Below are 16869 nucleotides of genomic sequence, written 5' to 3'. Positions count from 1 at the left end.
TTAACATCAAGGGAGGATTGGATGTCAGGTAAAACCGTCAATAGCGCTATCTTGTTACTGGTCATGGGCAACGCTATGGCGATCCTCTCGGATATTTTCATCAAAACGTTGGAGCCGGGCGGGTCTGTTTTTCAGTTCGCTTTTTTGCGCATCGTTATCACGTTCGTGTTCTTACTGCCGTTGATGCGCAAGCTGAATCGTGACCACCTGTTCAGCGGTTTCCGCATCCACGCCATCCGTGCCCACGTGCATCTGGCCGGCATACTGGTGATGGTCATCGCGCTGACCAACCTGCCTCTGGCCACCGCGAACGCGCTGTTTTATGCCGCGCCCATCATGGTCATGGCGTTGTCTGCCGTGTTGTTCAAGGAAAAGCTCACCGGCTTGAGTATGGCCGCCGTGATCAGCGGCTTTGCCGGCATCATCATTATCCTGAGGCCGGTCGAATTCAACTGGGCCGCCATCGCGGCACTGGTGTCCGCGCTGACACTGGCCATCAACGCCGTGCTGGTGAGAAAGTTGCCGCAAGAACAAAGCACCGTACACAAGCTGTTTTTGAACTATCTGTTGATCATACCGGCAGCGGGTGCGCTGGCCCTTTGGGAAGGCGCCGAATGGCACCCGGAAATGTTGATCAGCGCCGCAGGATCAGCGTTCTTCATTCTGGGCTACAACATTGCCGTGTTATTGGCATACCATCAGGTCGACGCCAATCAGGTGACCAGCGCCGAATACACCGGACTGATCTGGGCGGTGGCGATTGGCTGGATGTGGTTTGGCGAAGTGCCCGATTTGTGGTTCATTGTGGGCAGCCTGATGATCATCGTGCCGTTGCTTCTGATCGGTCTGCGCAACCGCAAGCGTTCACCGGCGCGGGGCTTTAACCCCGCACCGCGAGACCCTGAGCACTCGGCCAGTTCCCAGGCACATCAACGCTCTGAAGAGAATTGTTCTTTCAAGCAGGATTCAATCGCAAAGGTGTGATCGCAGTCGTCACCCAGTGCACGGAGTGACTCGGCGAGTCGAAGAAGGTAATCGGTGTTGGGGCCACTGGGCCCCAATGCTTGGGCAATCTGCCGGGCAATGTCTTCTGCCGGGGCTTCGCCCAGAAACGCGTCGTTATCTTCCGTGGCGATGTACACCAACCCTTCGGTCTGACCGCCATCATCAAAGGTCATGGTGGTGCTGAAGCGCAGGTAGCCATTCTTTTCCCGCACGTCGAGATGTTCGAACACCTTCGGCGCTACCCGAAAGGCCATGCCCTTGCACACCGCCCCGGGCTGCTCAATCAACGTCACCACCCGACCCGGCGCCTCCGGGGTGCCGCGATGATCGTGGGAGCCTTGCCAGAAACGCCTTACCCAACCGCGAATGGTCGCAGGCTTCTGCTCCAGAAACGGGAAATCAACCTTGTAGATCAACGAACCATAACCAAACAGCCACACCGATTCGATACCATCAAAATTCTGGCGGGTCCGATTATGGTCAATGGTATTGGCGGGCATGCTTATCCTCGTGTCTCAGGCTGCCTGGGTGCTGGCAATAAAGCCCGCAATGCCGGTCAGGACAATTTCCGCCGCCATGGCGGACAGGATCAAACCACTGATTTTCGACATGATGTTCAAGCCGGTTTTCCCCAACACCTTCTCCAGGTAGCTCGACAACCTCAGTAAAATACCCAGAATAACCAAACTGGATACCAGCCCCAACAGGCCACCGGCTACCTCTGGCACCGCTTTTAGCTCGGCACCGTATACCAGAATCGCACCAATGGTCGCCGGGCCAATCATCACCGGAATCGCCAAGGGGACTACCGCGACGTCTTCACGCTCTTCGTCTGGCAGACTGGTTGCGTGATTACGCGTACCACTGGTCACCAGACTGATGGCGGTCAAGAACAGCAAAGCGCCGGCACCAATCCGAAAGGAGTTCAGGGTAATACCAATCGCACTGAACAGCAGCGGGCCCGCAAAGAACAAGATAAGGCCGAGGATTAGCGCAGACACACAGGCTCGGCGAATAATCGATGCCTTCTCCGAAGCGGGCAAGCCCCGGGTCAGCGCCAGGAACATGGTCACCACGAAAAACGGTGCAATCAGGAATAAAAAACGGATGGTGCTGCTGATGTAAGTGGAAAGAAAGGTTTCAAGCATCCAAAGAAATCCGGCAGAGAATTGGTGCCGATAAGGATAGCGCCTGCCACGTCATTCTGCCGTAAGGAAGAGAACCTATTTCCAGCCCATCAAGGACTTAACGCTTGATGGACGGCTTACGCGGTTTTTTCGGTTTTGCTGGCCGCCCCTTCGGACCCGCAGGATTGCGCCCGCCCGCTTTCGGGCCATCACCCGGCTTGCCACCGGGTCTGCCCGGCCGTTTTCCGGGCCCCGGGCCTTTACCTCGACCTTTGCCGGGCGCTCCACCCGCGCCCTTTCCGCCTCGCCCAGCCGCCGGCTTGCCTCCGGGCTTGGCACCCGCTCGTGCCGGTTTTACGCCAGCCCCCGAACGGGCAGGTTTCTTCTTCGGCTTGCTTGCGGCAGGCTCGGCTGCCTCGGATGAGGAGTCCCGCACAGCATCCAGCAAAGAGGTCAATTCTTTTTCGGTCAGATCACGCCATGCGCCGACGGGCAAACCGCTGAGGTTCACGTTCATGATCCTCACCCGCTCCAACCGGGTGACTTCGAACCCGAAGTGCTCAGCCATACGCCGAATCTGGCGGTTTAACCCTTGTACCAGAGTGATGCGAAAGACAAACCGAGAGACTCTTTCCACCGGACAAGGCTTGGTGACTGTGCCGAGAATCGGCACACCACTGCTCATCCCCTTAATAAATTCTTTCGTCACCGGCTTATCAACGGTAACGATGTATTCCTTGGAATGGTTGTTACCTGCACGCAGGATCTTGTTCACCAGATCGCCGTTACTGGTCAAAAAGATCAGGCCTTGGGAATCTTTGTCGAGCCGGCCGATCGGGAAAATCCGTTCACTGTGACCAACAAATCGGACAATGTTGTCTCGTTCGGCGCTGTCGGTGGTGCTCACCACACCCACGGGCTTGTTCAGCGCAATGAATATCAGGTCTTCTTCATCTCGCGGCTCCACCACCTGTCCGTTCACCTTCACGGTATCGCCCGGCATCACTTGATCACCGACCTGCGCCCGGCGCCCGTTGATGTGGACGTTGCCTTGCTCAATGTAACGATCCGCATCCCGTCGGGAGCACATCCCGCTCTCGCTGATGTATTTGTTCAAACGGGTGGATGTTTTGGTGGCCATGAAGTCCTGCCGGAGATGGTGGTTGAAGTAAGTTGCAAGAGCGCAGTCCGCACAGAGGGCATCATCCCATCGAGATGCAGACACGGCAACCGCCTGCCCGAACGATAAAGCCCAAGATATAGAAGATCCCCCATATTAAGACTAATTGATTACGTACTTTCCCCATGATTTTAACGATGGCTTACCAATTCGCTGCTAAAATAGAGCGCTTTTGTATTTCTCGTGCATAGCCGGCATCTCTTTCGCGATACCCCTACATAGCCGTTTGCCAAAACGTGAGGTCGATCATGTCCACCGAATCCCGAATTCGTTGTCCGAAACTCCGCCAACGCATCATGAGCGCTGAGGACGCAGCCGCCCTGATTCCCTCCGGCGTCAATGTCGGCATGAGCGGATTTACCGGCGCCGGCTACCCAAAAGCGGTACCCGGGGCGTTGGCGGAACACATTCGGGCAGCGCGAGCACGGGATGAGAACTTCCGGATCAGCGTGTGGACTGGCGCTTCCACCGCACCAGAGTTGGACGGTGCGCTGGCCGAGGTCGACGGCATTCAAATGCGCCTGCCGTACCAAAGCGACCCGTTATGCCGACAGAAGATCAATGATGGTCAGATGGAATACATGGACATTCATCTGTCCCATGTGGCTCAGCATGCCTGGTCCGGCTTCTACGGCAAGCTGGACATCGCGGTCATCGAGGTGGTCGGCGTTACGGAAGATGGCCGATTGATCCCCTCCTCCTCGGTCGGGAACAATAAGACCTGGATCGATCAGGCTGACAAGGTCATCCTCGAAGTAAACCAAGGCCAAAGTGCCGGCCTGGAAGGCATGCATGACATCTACTACGGTACGGCCCTGCCGCCACGCCGGAAACCGATTCCCCTGACCCGGCCAGAAGAACGCTTCGGCGAGAAATATCTGATGTGTCCTCCCGAGAAGGTCATTGCGGTCGTAGAAACCAACGCACCGGACCGCAATTCCCGGTTCAGCCCTCCGGACGAGAACTCACAACGGATCGCCAACCACCTGTTGGAATTTTTCGCCCACGAAGTGGAAGCGAAGCGCCTGCCACCCGAATTACTGCCGCTGCAGTCCGGCGTTGGTAACATAGCCAATGCGGTGATGGCCGGGTTGAACGAAGGCCCATTCAATAACCTGACCGCTTTCACTGAAGTACTGCAGGACGGCATGTTGGCTATGCTGAAATCCGGCAAGCTGGCCAAAGCATCCGCCACCGCGTTCTCCCTAAGCCCAGAGGCGAACGAAGAACTGGCTAAAAACATCGATTTCTACCGCGACCGCATCGTTCTGCGCGCACAGGAAATCAGCAACCATCCGGAAGTGATTCGGCGTCTGGGCGTGATCGCGTTGAATGGCATGATTGAAGCCGACATCTACGGCAACGTGAATTCCACCCACGTGATGGCGTCACGCATCATGAACGGCATTGGTGGCTCGGGTGACTTTGCTCGTAACGGTTATCTATCCGTATTCATGACCCCTTCCACCGCCAAAGACGGCAGCATTTCCACCATCGTGCCCATGGTGTCGCACGTTGACCACACCGAACACGATGTGCAAATTGTCGTCACCGAACAGGGTCTGGCAGACTTGCGCGGCCTACCACCCCGCCAGCGAGCATTGAACATTATCGAAAACTGCGCACATCCGGATTTCCGGCCCCAGTTGCGCGACTACTTTGAACGCGCCTGCAACAGCAAGCGGGGCATGCACACTCCGCACCTGCTGGACGAAGCCCTGAGCTGGCACCACAGGTACGAAACCTGTGGACACATGTAAGTGAACGGTTAAACCAGCCAAAAAAAAGCCGCGGGCCCGAAGGCGCGCGGCTAAGTACGATCGCAGAATCGAAGGGAGCGATCAGTAAAGCTTGGCCAGTGACTTCTTGGCGAAAGCATCAACCTCATTCAAGCGGCCTTCTTGCACTTTCACCAGCCATTCCGGGTCTTGCAGCAGCGCCCGGCCGACCGCAATCAGCTCGAACTCGTTGTTGGTCATACGCTCGACCAGCTCATCAATACCAGACTGCTCAACGGCCTCTTTCTTGCTGGCAAAGGTGCCGCTGATGAAGTCTTCAGTCAGGCCAACACTGCCCACAGACATGGTCGGAATGCCGGTCAATTTCTGTGTCCAGCCAGCAAGGTTCAAGTCGGAACCTTCAAATTCCGGCTCCCAGAAGCGGCGTGTGGATGCGTGGAAGATATCCACACCGGCGTCTGCCAAAGGCTTCAGGAACTGTTCAAGCTCTTCAGGGCTGTTCACCAACCGAGCTTCATAATCCTGCTGCTTCCACTGAGAGAATCGCAGCATGATCGGGTAATCAGGGCCCACGCGGTGGCGCACTTCTTCAACAATCTCGACCACAAAACGCAGGCGGTTTTCCATGCTTCCACCGTACTCGTCGTCACGCTGGTTGGTGCCTTCCCACAGGAACTGGTCCAGCAGGTAACCGTGAGCACCGTGGAGTTCCACGCCGTCGAAACCGAGCGCCTTGGCGTCTTGAGCGGCATCACCAAACGCTTTGACCACGTCCTGAATGTCTTCTTTGCTCATCGCCTTGCCGTTAGGCTTACCCGGCGCAAACAGACCCGACGGGCTGTAACCTGGTTCGGACGGATCAGGCTCGGTGCCTTCTTTGCGCACAGCGCCCACGTGCCACAACTGAGGGAAGATCGCGCCGCCCGCTTCGTGTACGGCATCCACTACTTTCTTCCAGCCGGCCAAGGCTTCTTCGCCGTAAAACGCAGGGACATTCGGGTAACCGTTAGCGCCCGCATGGTTCACAGTGGTACCTTCGGTGATGATCAAACCAACCCCGGCTTCTGCCCGGCGACGGTAGTAATCCACCACGTTTTCGCCCGGTACACCCTTCGGTGAAAAATTCCGCGTCATCGGAGCCATGGCTACGCGGTTGCGCAACTTCAGGGTATTGAGTTCAAACGGTTCAAACATCGGGCCTAGATTCATGTTCATACTTCGGTGCAACCTCGTTAATTTGGTTTCTTAAAGCAACCCTATTAAAGTTGGTTTCACAATGCAACCCTATTCGGTACACTTACATACATGGCCAGAAAACGTTTTGATGACTCCAATTGCTCCGTTGCCCGCGCTCTGAATGAGGTCGGCGACTGGTGGTCCCTGTTAATTGTGCTGCATGCAATGTACGGCACCCGCCGGTTCGTGGATTTTCAGCAACAGCTTGGGATTGCAAAAAACATCTTGTGTGACCGCCTGAGCAAATTGGTGGACAACGAAGTGCTTCGTAAAGTTGAAGCCGGCGAGCACGGTTCCCGCTTTGAATACCGACTCACCGAAAAAGGCCGAGACCTGTTTCCCGTTGTGGTTGCCCTGCGCCAGTGGGGCGACAAATGGAATCCTGCGCCCGACGGAGAACAGCTGGACCTGCGCGACCGCGCAACGGGTCAACCCATACAGCCTGTGACCGTGCAAAACCGCGATGGCGAGCCCTTGACCATTCGCGACGTATTGGTTGCCGAAGACCTGCAGGCCAAAAAAAGCGCCGGCTGAACAGTGTAGAAAGCCGCATTCCGTGCGGCTTTTTGAGCTACATCAATATCTTACTCCTCGCTTCCCCTCTGCGCTGAGTTTATTGCGCTAAATCAAAAACACGCCCCCCATCACCGGTAAATTGGAGCCATCAATTAATGGCGCAATTTTGGAGATGGTTATGTCTCGTGGTTTCAAACTTAGTATTTTGGCAGCTGCCGTAATGGCCGTTGCACCGGCCGCTCAGGCGTTCGAAGCGGGTGATGTTGTTCTGCGTGCAGGCGCTATACATGTGGCGCCCGATGATTCCAGCGACGTTATTACCGTTGGCTCTGTCGCAGCATTGGGCGCAGATGCCCGTGTCGCGGTCGATAGCAACACGCAGCTGGGGCTTCGTGGTACCTACATGCTCACCAACAATCTGGGCTTAGGATTGCTGGCAGCAACGCCGTTCAAACACAACATCAGCGGCGCCGGCGATATTGCCGCCTTGGGGGATATTGGTGAAACCAAACATCTGCCACCGACGCTGACGCTGCAGTACTTCCCCATGAAAAGCTCATCCGCTGTCCAGCCTTATGCCGGGATCGGCGTGAACTACACGACCTTCTTCGAAGAGAAAACCATGCTGGGTGAACTGGATCTGGATGACAGTGTTGGTGTCGCGGTTGAATTTGGTGTGGACTACATGCTGAATGAAGAATTTGGCCTGAACGCCGCCGTGTGGTGGGCGGATATTGATACCGATGCACAGGTAACGATGGCTGACGGTACTAAAACTGACAAATTTGAAGTCGAGATCGACCCCATGGTTTACATGGTCGGCTTCACCTACAGGTTCTGATCAGGAATACTTTCCCGGAACCCACAAAAAAGCGGGGCTGAAAAGCCCCGCTTTTTAATACCCGGATGACCGGTTCAACTTATGCGGTCTGGCGCTGAGCCGGACGGCCACTTCGGCCTTGCCCTTGGCCCTGGCCTTGACGGCCACCACTACGGCCAGCCGGCTTAGACCCAAAGCTCTTGCCATTACCGCCTTGAGGGCGACGGTTACGAGCCTTACTTGGATCCGCTTTGGCTTTCGGCTTCAGCGGCAGGTTGTTCTTCGGCTCGAAGCCTTCGATTTCCGTACGCGGCAGCTGCTTTTTAATCAGTCGCTCGATACCCGCCAGCATTTTGCCTTCATCGGCACTGACCAACGACAAGGCATGGCCTTTTTCACCGGCACGACCGGTGCGACCAATACGGTGCACGTAGTCTTCCGGAACATTCGGCAACTCAAAGTTCACCACTTGCGGCAGCTGCTTAATGTCCAGGCCTCGAGCAGCGATGTCCGTCGCCACCAGCACACGGACTTCACCGGCCTTGAAATCAGCCAAGGCACGGGTACGCGCGCCCTGAGATTTGTTGCCGTGAATAGCCGCAGCGGTAATGCCGTCTTTTTCCAGCTTCTGGGTCAAGCGATTGGCGCCGTGTTTGGTGCGGGTAAACACCAGCACCTGCTCCCACGCGTTGTCACGCACCAGCTTGCTCAGCAGTGCAGTTTTCTGGCTCTGATCCACCGGGTAGACCGACTGCATAATGCTGGCCGCAGACGTGTTACGTGCCGCAACTTCTACCTGAACCGGGTTATCAAGCAGGCCTTGAGCCAAACCACGAATTTCGTTCGAGAAGGTGGCCGAGAACAGCAGGTTCTGACGCTTGGCCGGCAACAGCGCAAGAATCTTGCGAATGTCGCGGATAAAGCCCATGTCCAGCATCCGGTCGGCTTCGTCCAACACCAGAATTTCCACTTCGTTGAAGCGCACAGCGTTCTGCTGGTACAGGTCCATCAAACGGCCCGGTGTCGCCACCAGAACGTCCAGACCTTTGCGCAATTTCATCATCTGTGGATTGATCTTCACACCACCAAACACCACTGCGGCTTTGGTAGGAACGTATTTGCTGTAAAGATTCACACTGTCGTGAACCTGTGCTGCCAGCTCCCGGGTAGGCGTCAGAATCAGCGCGCGGGGGCCTTTGCCAGCGCGCGGCTTCTCAGACAAACGCTGCAACAGGGGCAAAGTAAAACCGGCCGTTTTGCCGGTACCAGTCTGGGCCGCAGCCATCACATCTTTACCAGACAGAACCGCAGGAATCGCTTGTTGCTGAATGGGAGACGGGGTTTCGTAACCCTGATCGGAAGTGGCACGGACCAGCTGCTCGGACAAACCGAGGGAAGAAAAACTCATAAACAATTTACTCTTGATTAACTCTGCCTCCACGAACACCGTCGTTGGCGAATGCGGGCAGATGCCATGAAAGTTCATGGAACAATAGACGACTACGGTCACGCGCCGATAATGGGGTGACGTCCTCTGACAGGTCGTATGGATAGTTCGCAAAGCGGCTTGAAGCCAAAAACTGCGGAATCCCTAGAGGCAGGATGCGAGCACGGTAACAGAGCACTCTCGAAATAGCCATAAGTGTTTATTGTTAGGGGCCGCACTATTTACCCTCCCGCCTGGAACTCCCGAACCGCTCTCCGGTCAGTACCCGCCATACGCTCATTACTTAATAAATGGACACAGGAGATCTCATGATCAGCGTCGGCATCGGCCCACTTAGTCTCTCGATTGAGCACCTGCTTCTGGTACTAGCCTTTGTGGTCGCGTTAATCGTCGGTGCCCTGACTGGCCGTAAACGGCAAACGCCAGTGTCCGGTACCCTGGCCGATATTTTTCTGGTGGCCATGGTCACGGCCCGCCTTGTTTTTGTGGCACGTTACTTCGAGCATTATCAGAACGATTGGTGGGGCATTATCGATATCCGTGACGGCGGCTTTGATATGGTCACCGGTCTGATTGCGGCACTGCTGTTCACCGCTTACCGGATGTGGAAACAGGCGGCTACCCGCCGTGCACTGGGTTCTGCCGTGGCGGCTGGTCTGATCACCTGGGGCTTTACCACCGGCGTTATCGGCCTTATCAACCAGCAAGTTCAGGGTTTACCGGAAGTCGCGCTGACCGACTTGAACGAGAAGCCCGTGAGCCTGGAAGCCATCGCCCAGAATCGACCCACGGTGGTGAATCTCTGGGCCACCTGGTGCCCACCCTGCATTCGCGAAATGCCGGTACTGGAAGAAGCCCAAGAGCGACACCCGGACATCAATTTCGTGTTTGCCAATCAGGGAGAGCACCCGGAAACCATCCGTAAGTTTTTGATGGAACAAAACCTGAACCTCAGCCACGTTCTCAGCGACCGCCAAGGCCAGTTCGGACGTGTTGTCGGCAGCTACGGCTTGCCCACGACCCTGTTCTATAGCGCACAGGGCAATCTGGTGGATACTCATTTGGGCGAACTGTCCCACGCCAGCCTGGCTCGCAGCCTCGAACGCTTTGAGACCGCAGAGCCATCCCCCGGGAACAATTAAAAACTCGGTTCGGGCCGTCATAAAAAAACCGGTAGCCGCATCCTGCGGGTACCGGTTCCAGGGGGTCAGCCTGAGACAATCAGACTTGCGTAAACTTACTCCACCGAGTTTCGGATCAGGAAGTCAAAGGCACTCAGAGACGCTTTTGAGCCCTCACCCATCGAGATCACAATCTGCTTGTAAGGCACCGTGGTGGCATCTCCTGCCGCTAACACACCCGGAATAGAGGTTTCGTTGCGATCGTTGATGATCACCTCACCGTGCTGGCTCAATTCAATGTCACCCTTCAGCCACTCGGTGTTTGGCACCAGGCCGATCTGAACAAACACACCTTCCAAGGCTACGTGATGCTCTTCACCGGTGGTGCGATCCTTATAGTTTAGGCCGCTGACCTTGCCATTTTCGCCGACGATCTCGGTGGTCTGGCCAGAGGTAATAATGTCTACGTTGTTCAGGCTGCGCAGTTTCTTCTGCAGCACTTCGTCCGCACGCATCTGCTCGCCGAACTCGATCAAAGTCACGTGGCCGACCAAACCGGCCAAATCGATGGCCGCTTCCACACCGGAGTTACCGCCCCCGACAACCGCCACACGCTTTCCTTTGAACAGGGGACCGTCACAGTGCGGGCAATAGGCCACGCCCTTATTACGGTATTCTTCCTCACCCGGCACGCCCATCTGGCGCCAACGAGCGCCGGTCGACAGAATCACCGTTCTGGATTTCAACGAGGCGCCATTGGCCAAACGTACTTCGTGTAAACCACCCTTGTTGGCCGCCGGAATCAACTTTTCGGCACGCTGCAGGTTCATCACATCCACGTCGTATTCATTGACGTGCTGCTCCATGGCAGACACCAGTTTCGGGCCTTCGGTGTAAGGCACAGATATCAGGTTTTCAATCGACATGGTGTCGCCCACCTGACCACCGAACCGCTCGGCGGCAAGGCCAGTCGCGATGCCTTTACGAGCGGCGTAAATCGCTGCTGCGGAACCCGCCGGACCACCGCCAATGACCAACACGTCGAAGGCATCTTTCTGGTTCAGCTTCTCCGCTTCCTTCGCGCCGGCGTTGCTGTCCAGCTTGGCGACGATCTCTTCCAACGTCATACGGCCCTGGCCCCAAGGCTGGCCGTTCAGGTATACGCTGGGCACGGCCATCACTTCACGCTGCTCGACTTCGTCCTGGAACAGAGCGCCGTCGATGGACGTGTGCTTGATCTTCGGGTTCAGCACGCTGATCAGGTTCATCGCCTGCACCACGTCCGGGCAATTCTGACAGGACAGCGAGAAGTAGGTTTCGAACTCGAACTCACCGTCCAGTTCCTGAATCTGCTCGATCAAATCCTGTGACGCCTTGGACGGGTGACCACCCACCTGCAGCAGCGCCAGTACCAGAGACGTGAACTCGTGACCCATTGGAATACCGGCAAATCGAACACTTACATCGGTTCCGACCCGGTTGATGGCAAAAGACGGGCGACGCACATCCGCAGACTCTTCATCCCGCAGGTTGATGTTGTCTGACAGGCTGGCCAGTTCTTCCAACAGCTCTTTCAGCTCCTTGGACTTGTCACTGTCGTCATACGCTGCCACCAATTCAATCGGCTGTTGCAGCTTATCCATGTAGGCGTTTAACTGTTGCTTGATATTGGCGTCTAACATATTGGCTCTTCCCTTCAACTCAGGTGAAATCAGATGTTTGCATGATTAACGGTCGCAAACTGAATATGTCTCTAAGATAAAGACTCACTATCAAAAGCTCAAATTAATTAGCCATAAACATTTGATAGTAAATACCTATAAAACGATATCCTGCGATACCCAACCGATTGCCCAATAAAAAAGGCCCGCTGGGCGGACCTTTTCGTTAGCTTTACCGTTAAGGCAAAACTTAGATCTTGCCAACCAGGTCCAAAGACGGAGCCAGAGTCGCTTCACCTTCTTTCCACTTAGCCGGGCAAACTTCGCCAGGATTGTTGCGAACGTACTGAGCGGCTTTTACTTTGCGCATCAGATCGTCTGCGTCACGGCCAATACCTTCAGCAGTGATTTCCATCGCCTGGATCACGCCATCCGGATCGATCAGGAAGGTAGCGCGGTCAGCAAGGCCTTGGCCTTCACGCATGACACCGAAGTTGTTGGTGATGCTGCCGTTCTGGTCGCCAACCATGTAGTAGTTGATCTTACCGATGGTTTCAGAAGCGTCGTGCCATGCTTTATGGGTGAAGTGAGTGTCGGTAGACACAGAGAACACTTCTACGCCCAGCTTCTGCAGCTCTTCGTACTTGTCTGCAACGTCGCCCAGCTCGGTTGGGCAAACGAAGGTGAAGTCCGCAGGGTAGAAGAAGAAGATCGCCCACTTGCCTTTCACGTCTGCTTCAGAGATTTCTACGAACTCGCCCCGTTTGAAGGCGGTTGCGTTAAACGGTTTGATTTCGCTGTTAATAATTCCCATCTCAGAATATCTCCTGTTGGTACACGTGCGTGTTGATGAATCTACGATGCCTAGATTAAGCAACGAGACGCTTTTAGTAAAATTGATAATTCAAAAGATCAGGATAGATGTGAACTATCTGATGATTCAATGTCAGCGTAATGGACTATGGTAGGAGCTTCGAAAATATTAGCAATAGGGATAGTAACCACTAGACCCATTGATTCGTGGCAGCGCTGCGTCAGGAGGAGGCCATACGCCTGGCTCGGGCGTGCTTTCGGTCCGCCAGCCAGTGGTCAAAATCCGGCAATGCCATCGGCTTCGCGTACAGATAACCCTGCACCAGATCACATCGACTCTCCCTCAGGAACCACTCGTCTTCGGGCGTCTCCACGCCTTCTGCCACAACGGTCATGCCCAGATTATGAGCCATGTTAATGGTTGAACGCACAATCACCTGATTGTTCGGGAAATCCTGAATGTGTGATACGAACGATTTGTCGATCTTTAGAACCGATGCCCGCAAACTCTGCAGATAGGCCAGCGAGGAGTATCCGGTGCCGAAATCGTCAATCGCAATGGTGGCACCGCATTCTACCAACTCACTAACCATCGCCTGTGCGAAGCCTTCGCTGTCCAATAGTGCCGTTTCCGTTATTTCACACTCAATGTCGAAATAACCGCCGCTGGAGCGCAGCAAATCTTTCAGGCCATCAAAGAATACCCGGTCCTTAAACAAGCGCGGAGACAAATTGAGTGCCAGGTGTCGAGGGCGACCGGCTTTTTCCCACTCGGCTTCTTGGGCTAGCAAGGTTTCCACCACCCAGCGAGTTAACGGTACGATTTGCCGCGAATTCTCCGCCACCTCTATCAACTGGGTGACCGGTATAGACTCCCGAGCACTTTTCGGCCACCTCAACAACGCTTCACAGCCTATCGGCGTCAGCGTATTGAGCTCCAGCTTGGGTTGATACACCAAGTTAAAGGCGTTGTGATTAATGTGCGTTCGTATCGCCGGCACCAGTTTCAACCGCTGCAAGGCCGCCTGCCGGTCAAGCTGGCTGTAACAACGCACCGCCAGACCTTCCTGTTTGCCCAAACGCATGGCGTCTGTGGCCTGACGCAGCATAATTTCAGCGGGTGTCGCAGAGCGGTCATCACCGGCCTTATCCTCACCGTATTCTTTACTGCAATAATCCGCCGCACCACTGGTTGCCGACACCTCCACGGATGCTCCTGCAGCATGGGACAGCGGAAGTGGTCGCTCGAGATGCTCCAGCAGGCTCTCGCAGAACTGCGATCCCCCCGACGTAAAACGCAGGCCCGGCAACCACAAGGCAAAACCGTCGCCGTCTATGCGCGCGCAATAACCCAAGTTAGCGACATAACCGGTGATGCGTTCGGCGATCACGGTTAGCAGTTCATCACCCGCCGAATGGCCGTAGGTGTCGTTCACTTCCCGGAAATAATCAATATTAAGACAAATCAGGCACCCCGCGGGGCTGTCCTTGAGCGATTCATTGACGTTGTCAAAGAAAGCCGAGCGGTTTAACAGGCCGGTCAGTGCGTCGTAGCTGGCGCGGTATTCCAGTTCCCGCTCTCGCTCGACCCGCTCACTCAAATCCCGAAGCACCACCGTGAAAATCGCATCCCCAGACACGGCCACCCGGCTAACCGTCGCCTGAGCCGGTATGTGGTGCCCGCTTCGGGTTACCAGATGGGTATCGAAAGGCTGATCTGGCAACGTAATCACCCCATGCCGGGCATCGGGCATGATTTCGTCCAAGGCAGCGCTTTCCAGCTCGCTTTCAGAGAGGTCGCACAGAGTCTGGATGGCCTGATTCGCCTTGGTAATCCGACCATTGCGATCCACGCACAAAATATAATCGTTGGTGGTCGCAACAATTCGGTTTAGCAGTGCTTCGTTATCTCGCAGGCTCACTTGCAACCAGAACCGTTCCAACATAACGGTATCAAGCCGGGCAAGATTAACCGCCACATACACCAACGCAACTAACAAAACAGGCTTGAACACATCCAGCAACAGGTGCATGTCAACGTAGGCCCAAACAAAGACACCTAGCCAAACACCGATGGCCAACCCCAAGGTCAACAGACCGCGCCGCCAGTTACAGCGACTGAAGACTAGCGCGGCCGCCAGGAACACCAAAGCAAAAATGAGAAACGCCGCCAACGGCGAAAGGGCAAACAAGCCTCCATTACGCAGAGTTTGGGCCCCCAACGCTTGGATCACCACGCCCGGAAGCACCTGATGAATCGGTGTTGCCAGATTGTCGCCCAACTCAATGGCGGTGGAACCAATCAAGACATCCCTGCCACGCAGAACGTCCTCCGGTACCCGACCTTCTAACAGATCTATAAAACGGACATAACGAAAAGACTCTGGAGCAATGGTGTAATCCACCCAGGTTCCATAGTCCGCCTGTCCTGCCAACGCACTCCAGGCGCCGCGATAGAAGTCCTCTTGCCAACGGAATCCGACAGGGAGAGAGCGCACCAAACCATCGCCCGAGGGATGCATGTTCACGGAGACCAACTCAACGCTTTCAGCCAATTCGGGCTTTGGCCGGCGAATCATCAGCTCGGCTTCGGTCTGGCTACGCCGTTGAACAAACACCGGTAAAAAGGTGGGCACGGTTTGTCCAATGGCTGAGACGGCTTGCTCCAGTTGCGCCCCCCCACCCAGACTGGATTCTGCACTGAAATCCACATCAATCATCAGCGAGCGAATACCTGCGTCCGCAAGCTGGTTTATTGCCGTTGCGTATACACTTCGGGGCCAAGGCCACTGCCCCACCGCCTCAATACTGGCGGAATCAATCTCCAGAATCAGCAGATTGCTCGGCTGCTCCGTCATCAGATGACTGATAATGCGGTCTCGCAGCCCGGTTTCCGGGCGCTCCAGCATGCCTGGCCAAAGCAGCAGAAGGAAAATGGCAAGAGCCAAAAAGGCTGCAAGAACAACCTTCAGGGCCGAACGAAGTCGGCTGAAAATATCACTCCTTACAGAACTCATAGCATCGAATTCAGAGGCTTCAGAACATCCTCAAGCAAACCATTGTCGTCCTGGCCATCATCTTGGTCCTGATCAAAGCCATCGTCGACATCGAAATCATGACCATCGTCATTGTCGATGAAGGCCGGGCCATCTTCGAGGCCCAGGTCCAGACCAACATCCAGATCAAGGAGATTCTCTCCCCCCACATCTAGATCCACGCCTAGCCCGTCGCCCACACCCAAGCCGAGCCCCAAATCAAGAGCACCACCCACGCTGATGCCCGCATCGAGGCCTAAACCATCACCCGGCATGTCCCGCTCACCCTGGCCCATTTCAGCATCCGAATTTTCCGACAAGCCGCCACCCGCATCACCACCACGGGAGCCCATCATCGGCACATTACCCAGCTCAACCAGCTCTTCGAGCTGATCTTCGAACCTGGCTGGCTCCTGGACGACCACCGGCTTAACACTACTGGTGCTCTCGCCTGCCGCAGCCTTATTTTTCTGCTCGGACTGCTGGAACGTTTGAATGCCTGCCTGCACCTCACCCACACCCACCACATCACCGGGCGCCATCATCTGAGTTTGCTCGCTGGCAATATCGAGGACTTCGAGGGCTCCCTCGGTTAACGTGACCAAAGACGACGTTTCGGTCGTCACGATCACAAAACGGGTGCCTTTTACGGTAGAAACCAGAAACGGTGTCTCTACGCTAAACTCATCCGGCTGGCGTTCAATTCGATAAAACACCGTTCCGAACCATTGTTTTATGCGGTTAACCAGCCCGTCCGGCTCAGACGGGTTTGCGTGCAGCGCAATGCGAGCGCCACCTTTCAGCTCGAATTCGGAGCCTGCCTGGCTCAACAGCGCAGAACCATCCGCCAGAGCCTGAAACTCGACCGGCGCCTGGACAGACAATCCCTTTTCAGCTGGTTTCCAGGGATCATGATCATTCACCCGGTACTGGACCTGGCCGGAGACTGACTCAAGACGAACGGGCTCTAGGGCCATGGATAAGGTGGCGAGTAACAAAAGGGACACGCCCACAAGGAATCGACAAGCTTTGCTCTTGGTATGACTGAAAAGGGTACGCATAACTTCTCCCATTTTCTCAGTCGCGGTACTGAAACGGCTGATACTGTTCTATGCTTGGAGGGGATTTTCCTAACTATCATTCAGTAAAATACATTAAAGACCCAAACT

General features: G+C 55.3%; 14 protein-coding genes. 5 read left to right on the top strand and 9 right to left on the bottom strand.

All coding sequences use genetic code 11. The features are described 5' to 3' along the window. Positions 1–21: 21 nt before the first annotated feature. Entirely contained in the window at positions 22–984 is a 963-nt protein-coding gene (locus tag VOI14_RS02400) for a DMT family transporter (protein WP_323750435.1), read from the top strand. Here the strand turns inward: VOI14_RS02400 and VOI14_RS02395 are convergent. From VOI14_RS02395 to rluF, 3 genes are all read right to left on the bottom strand, one after another. Continuing rightward, positions 930–1505: a gamma-glutamylcyclotransferase gene (locus VOI14_RS02395; RefSeq protein WP_323750434.1), complete on the bottom strand. Its 576-nt coding sequence runs from the start codon at positions 1503–1505 to the stop codon at positions 930–932. The genes VOI14_RS02400 and VOI14_RS02395 overlap by 55 nt on opposite strands. A gap of 15 nt (positions 1506–1520) precedes the next feature. Then, the gene (locus VOI14_RS02390) at positions 1521–2153 is read right to left on the bottom strand and encodes a MarC family protein (protein ID WP_323750433.1); all 633 of its coding nucleotides are present in this window, start codon (positions 2151–2153) and stop codon (positions 1521–1523) included. A gap of 97 nt (positions 2154–2250) precedes the next feature. Next, entirely contained in the window at positions 2251–3273 is a 1023-nt protein-coding gene (gene rluF, locus VOI14_RS02385; RefSeq protein ID WP_323750613.1) for a 23S rRNA pseudouridine(2604) synthase RluF, read from the bottom strand. Positions 3274–3560: 287 nt separating this feature from the next. Between rluF and VOI14_RS02380 the strand changes: the two genes are divergently transcribed. After that, positions 3561–5072 (top strand): acetyl-CoA hydrolase/transferase family protein, encoded by a 1512-nt coding sequence (locus tag VOI14_RS02380; protein WP_323750432.1) that lies wholly within the window; start codon positions 3561–3563, stop codon positions 5070–5072. Positions 5073–5153: 81 nt separating this feature from the next. On the opposite strand, the gene VOI14_RS02375 is transcribed toward VOI14_RS02380, so the two are convergent. Next, positions 5154–6266 (bottom strand): NADH:flavin oxidoreductase, encoded by a 1113-nt coding sequence (locus tag VOI14_RS02375; protein ID WP_323750431.1) that lies wholly within the window; start codon positions 6264–6266, stop codon positions 5154–5156. 90 nt (positions 6267–6356) lie between these two features. Here VOI14_RS02375 and VOI14_RS02370 point away from each other — a divergent pair, with 90 nt between their 5' ends. Both VOI14_RS02370 and VOI14_RS02365 read left to right on the top strand, forming a co-directional pair. Then, entirely contained in the window at positions 6357–6821 is a 465-nt protein-coding gene (locus VOI14_RS02370; RefSeq protein WP_323750430.1) for a helix-turn-helix domain-containing protein, read from the top strand. 160 nt (positions 6822–6981) lie between these two features. Then, the gene (locus VOI14_RS02365) at positions 6982–7644 is read left to right on the top strand and encodes an OmpW/AlkL family protein (protein ID WP_323750429.1); all 663 of its coding nucleotides are present in this window, start codon (positions 6982–6984) and stop codon (positions 7642–7644) included. Between the two features lie 79 nt (positions 7645–7723). Here the strand turns inward: VOI14_RS02365 and VOI14_RS02360 are convergent, their stop codons facing one another. Continuing rightward, complete coding sequence (locus VOI14_RS02360; RefSeq protein ID WP_323750428.1) at positions 7724–9031, bottom strand: DEAD/DEAH box helicase; 1308 nt, start codon at positions 9029–9031, stop codon at positions 7724–7726. 347 nt (positions 9032–9378) lie between these two features. Between VOI14_RS02360 and VOI14_RS02355 the strand changes: the two genes are divergently transcribed. Continuing rightward, the gene (locus VOI14_RS02355; protein WP_323750427.1) at positions 9379–10212 is read left to right on the top strand and encodes a TlpA disulfide reductase family protein; all 834 of its coding nucleotides are present in this window, start codon (positions 9379–9381) and stop codon (positions 10210–10212) included. 95 nt (positions 10213–10307) lie between these two features. Here the strand turns inward: VOI14_RS02355 and ahpF are convergent, their stop codons facing one another. The 4 genes from ahpF to VOI14_RS02335 all read right to left on the bottom strand — a co-directional run bounded on the left by ahpF (position 10308) and on the right by VOI14_RS02335 (position 16761). Beyond that, positions 10308–11873 (bottom strand): alkyl hydroperoxide reductase subunit F, encoded by a 1566-nt coding sequence (gene ahpF / locus VOI14_RS02350; protein WP_323750426.1) that lies wholly within the window; start codon positions 11871–11873, stop codon positions 10308–10310. A 229-nt stretch (positions 11874–12102) separates the two neighbouring features. Beyond that, a complete protein-coding gene (gene ahpC / locus VOI14_RS02345) occupies positions 12103–12666 on the bottom strand; it encodes an alkyl hydroperoxide reductase subunit C (RefSeq protein ID WP_323750425.1) in 564 nt (187 codons plus the stop codon). A gap of 220 nt (positions 12667–12886) precedes the next feature. Beyond that, positions 12887–15682, bottom strand: coding sequence for an EAL domain-containing protein (locus VOI14_RS02340; RefSeq protein WP_323750424.1), 2796 nt, complete (start codon positions 15680–15682; stop codon positions 12887–12889). Then, positions 15679–16761, bottom strand: coding sequence for a hypothetical protein (locus VOI14_RS02335; protein WP_323750423.1), 1083 nt, complete (start codon positions 16759–16761; stop codon positions 15679–15681). The genes VOI14_RS02340 and VOI14_RS02335 overlap by 4 nt, the downstream gene beginning before the upstream one ends. Positions 16762–16869: the final 108 nt, after the last annotated feature.

Source organism: Marinobacter sp., from assembly GCF_034669625.1.
Taxonomy (GTDB): domain Bacteria; phylum Pseudomonadota; class Gammaproteobacteria; order Pseudomonadales; family Oleiphilaceae; genus Marinobacter.
This window is presented reverse-complemented; position numbering and strand designations above follow the sequence as displayed.

What these genes read in the sequence shown, in the direction of transcription:
- VOI14_RS02400 (WP_323750435.1), top strand. Translation starts at nt 22, where the DNA reads ATGTCAGGTAAAACCGTCAATAGCGCTATCTTGTTACTGGTCATGGGC.
- VOI14_RS02395 (WP_323750434.1), bottom strand. Translation starts at nt 1,505, where the DNA reads ATGCCCGCCAATACCATTGACCATAATCGGACCCGCCAGAATTTTGAT.
- VOI14_RS02390 (WP_323750433.1), bottom strand. Translation starts at nt 2,153, where the DNA reads ATGCTTGAAACCTTTCTTTCCACTTACATCAGCAGCACCATCCGTTTT.
- rluF (WP_323750613.1), bottom strand. Translation starts at nt 3,273, where the DNA reads ATGGCCACCAAAACATCCACCCGTTTGAACAAATACATCAGCGAGAGC.
- VOI14_RS02380 (WP_323750432.1), top strand. Translation starts at nt 3,561, where the DNA reads ATGTCCACCGAATCCCGAATTCGTTGTCCGAAACTCCGCCAACGCATC.
- VOI14_RS02375 (WP_323750431.1), bottom strand. Translation starts at nt 6,266, where the DNA reads ATGAACATGAATCTAGGCCCGATGTTTGAACCGTTTGAACTCAATACC.
- VOI14_RS02370 (WP_323750430.1), top strand. Translation starts at nt 6,357, where the DNA reads ATGGCCAGAAAACGTTTTGATGACTCCAATTGCTCCGTTGCCCGCGCT.
- VOI14_RS02365 (WP_323750429.1), top strand. Translation starts at nt 6,982, where the DNA reads ATGTCTCGTGGTTTCAAACTTAGTATTTTGGCAGCTGCCGTAATGGCC.
- VOI14_RS02360 (WP_323750428.1), bottom strand. Translation starts at nt 9,031, where the DNA reads ATGAGTTTTTCTTCCCTCGGTTTGTCCGAGCAGCTGGTCCGTGCCACT.
- VOI14_RS02355 (WP_323750427.1), top strand. Translation starts at nt 9,379, where the DNA reads ATGATCAGCGTCGGCATCGGCCCACTTAGTCTCTCGATTGAGCACCTG.
- ahpF (WP_323750426.1), bottom strand. Translation starts at nt 11,873, where the DNA reads ATGTTAGACGCCAATATCAAGCAACAGTTAAACGCCTACATGGATAAG.
- ahpC (WP_323750425.1), bottom strand. Translation starts at nt 12,666, where the DNA reads ATGGGAATTATTAACAGCGAAATCAAACCGTTTAACGCAACCGCCTTC.
- VOI14_RS02340 (WP_323750424.1), bottom strand. Translation starts at nt 15,682, where the DNA reads ATGAGTTCTGTAAGGAGTGATATTTTCAGCCGACTTCGTTCGGCCCTG.
- VOI14_RS02335 (WP_323750423.1), bottom strand. Translation starts at nt 16,761, where the DNA reads ATGCGTACCCTTTTCAGTCATACCAAGAGCAAAGCTTGTCGATTCCTT.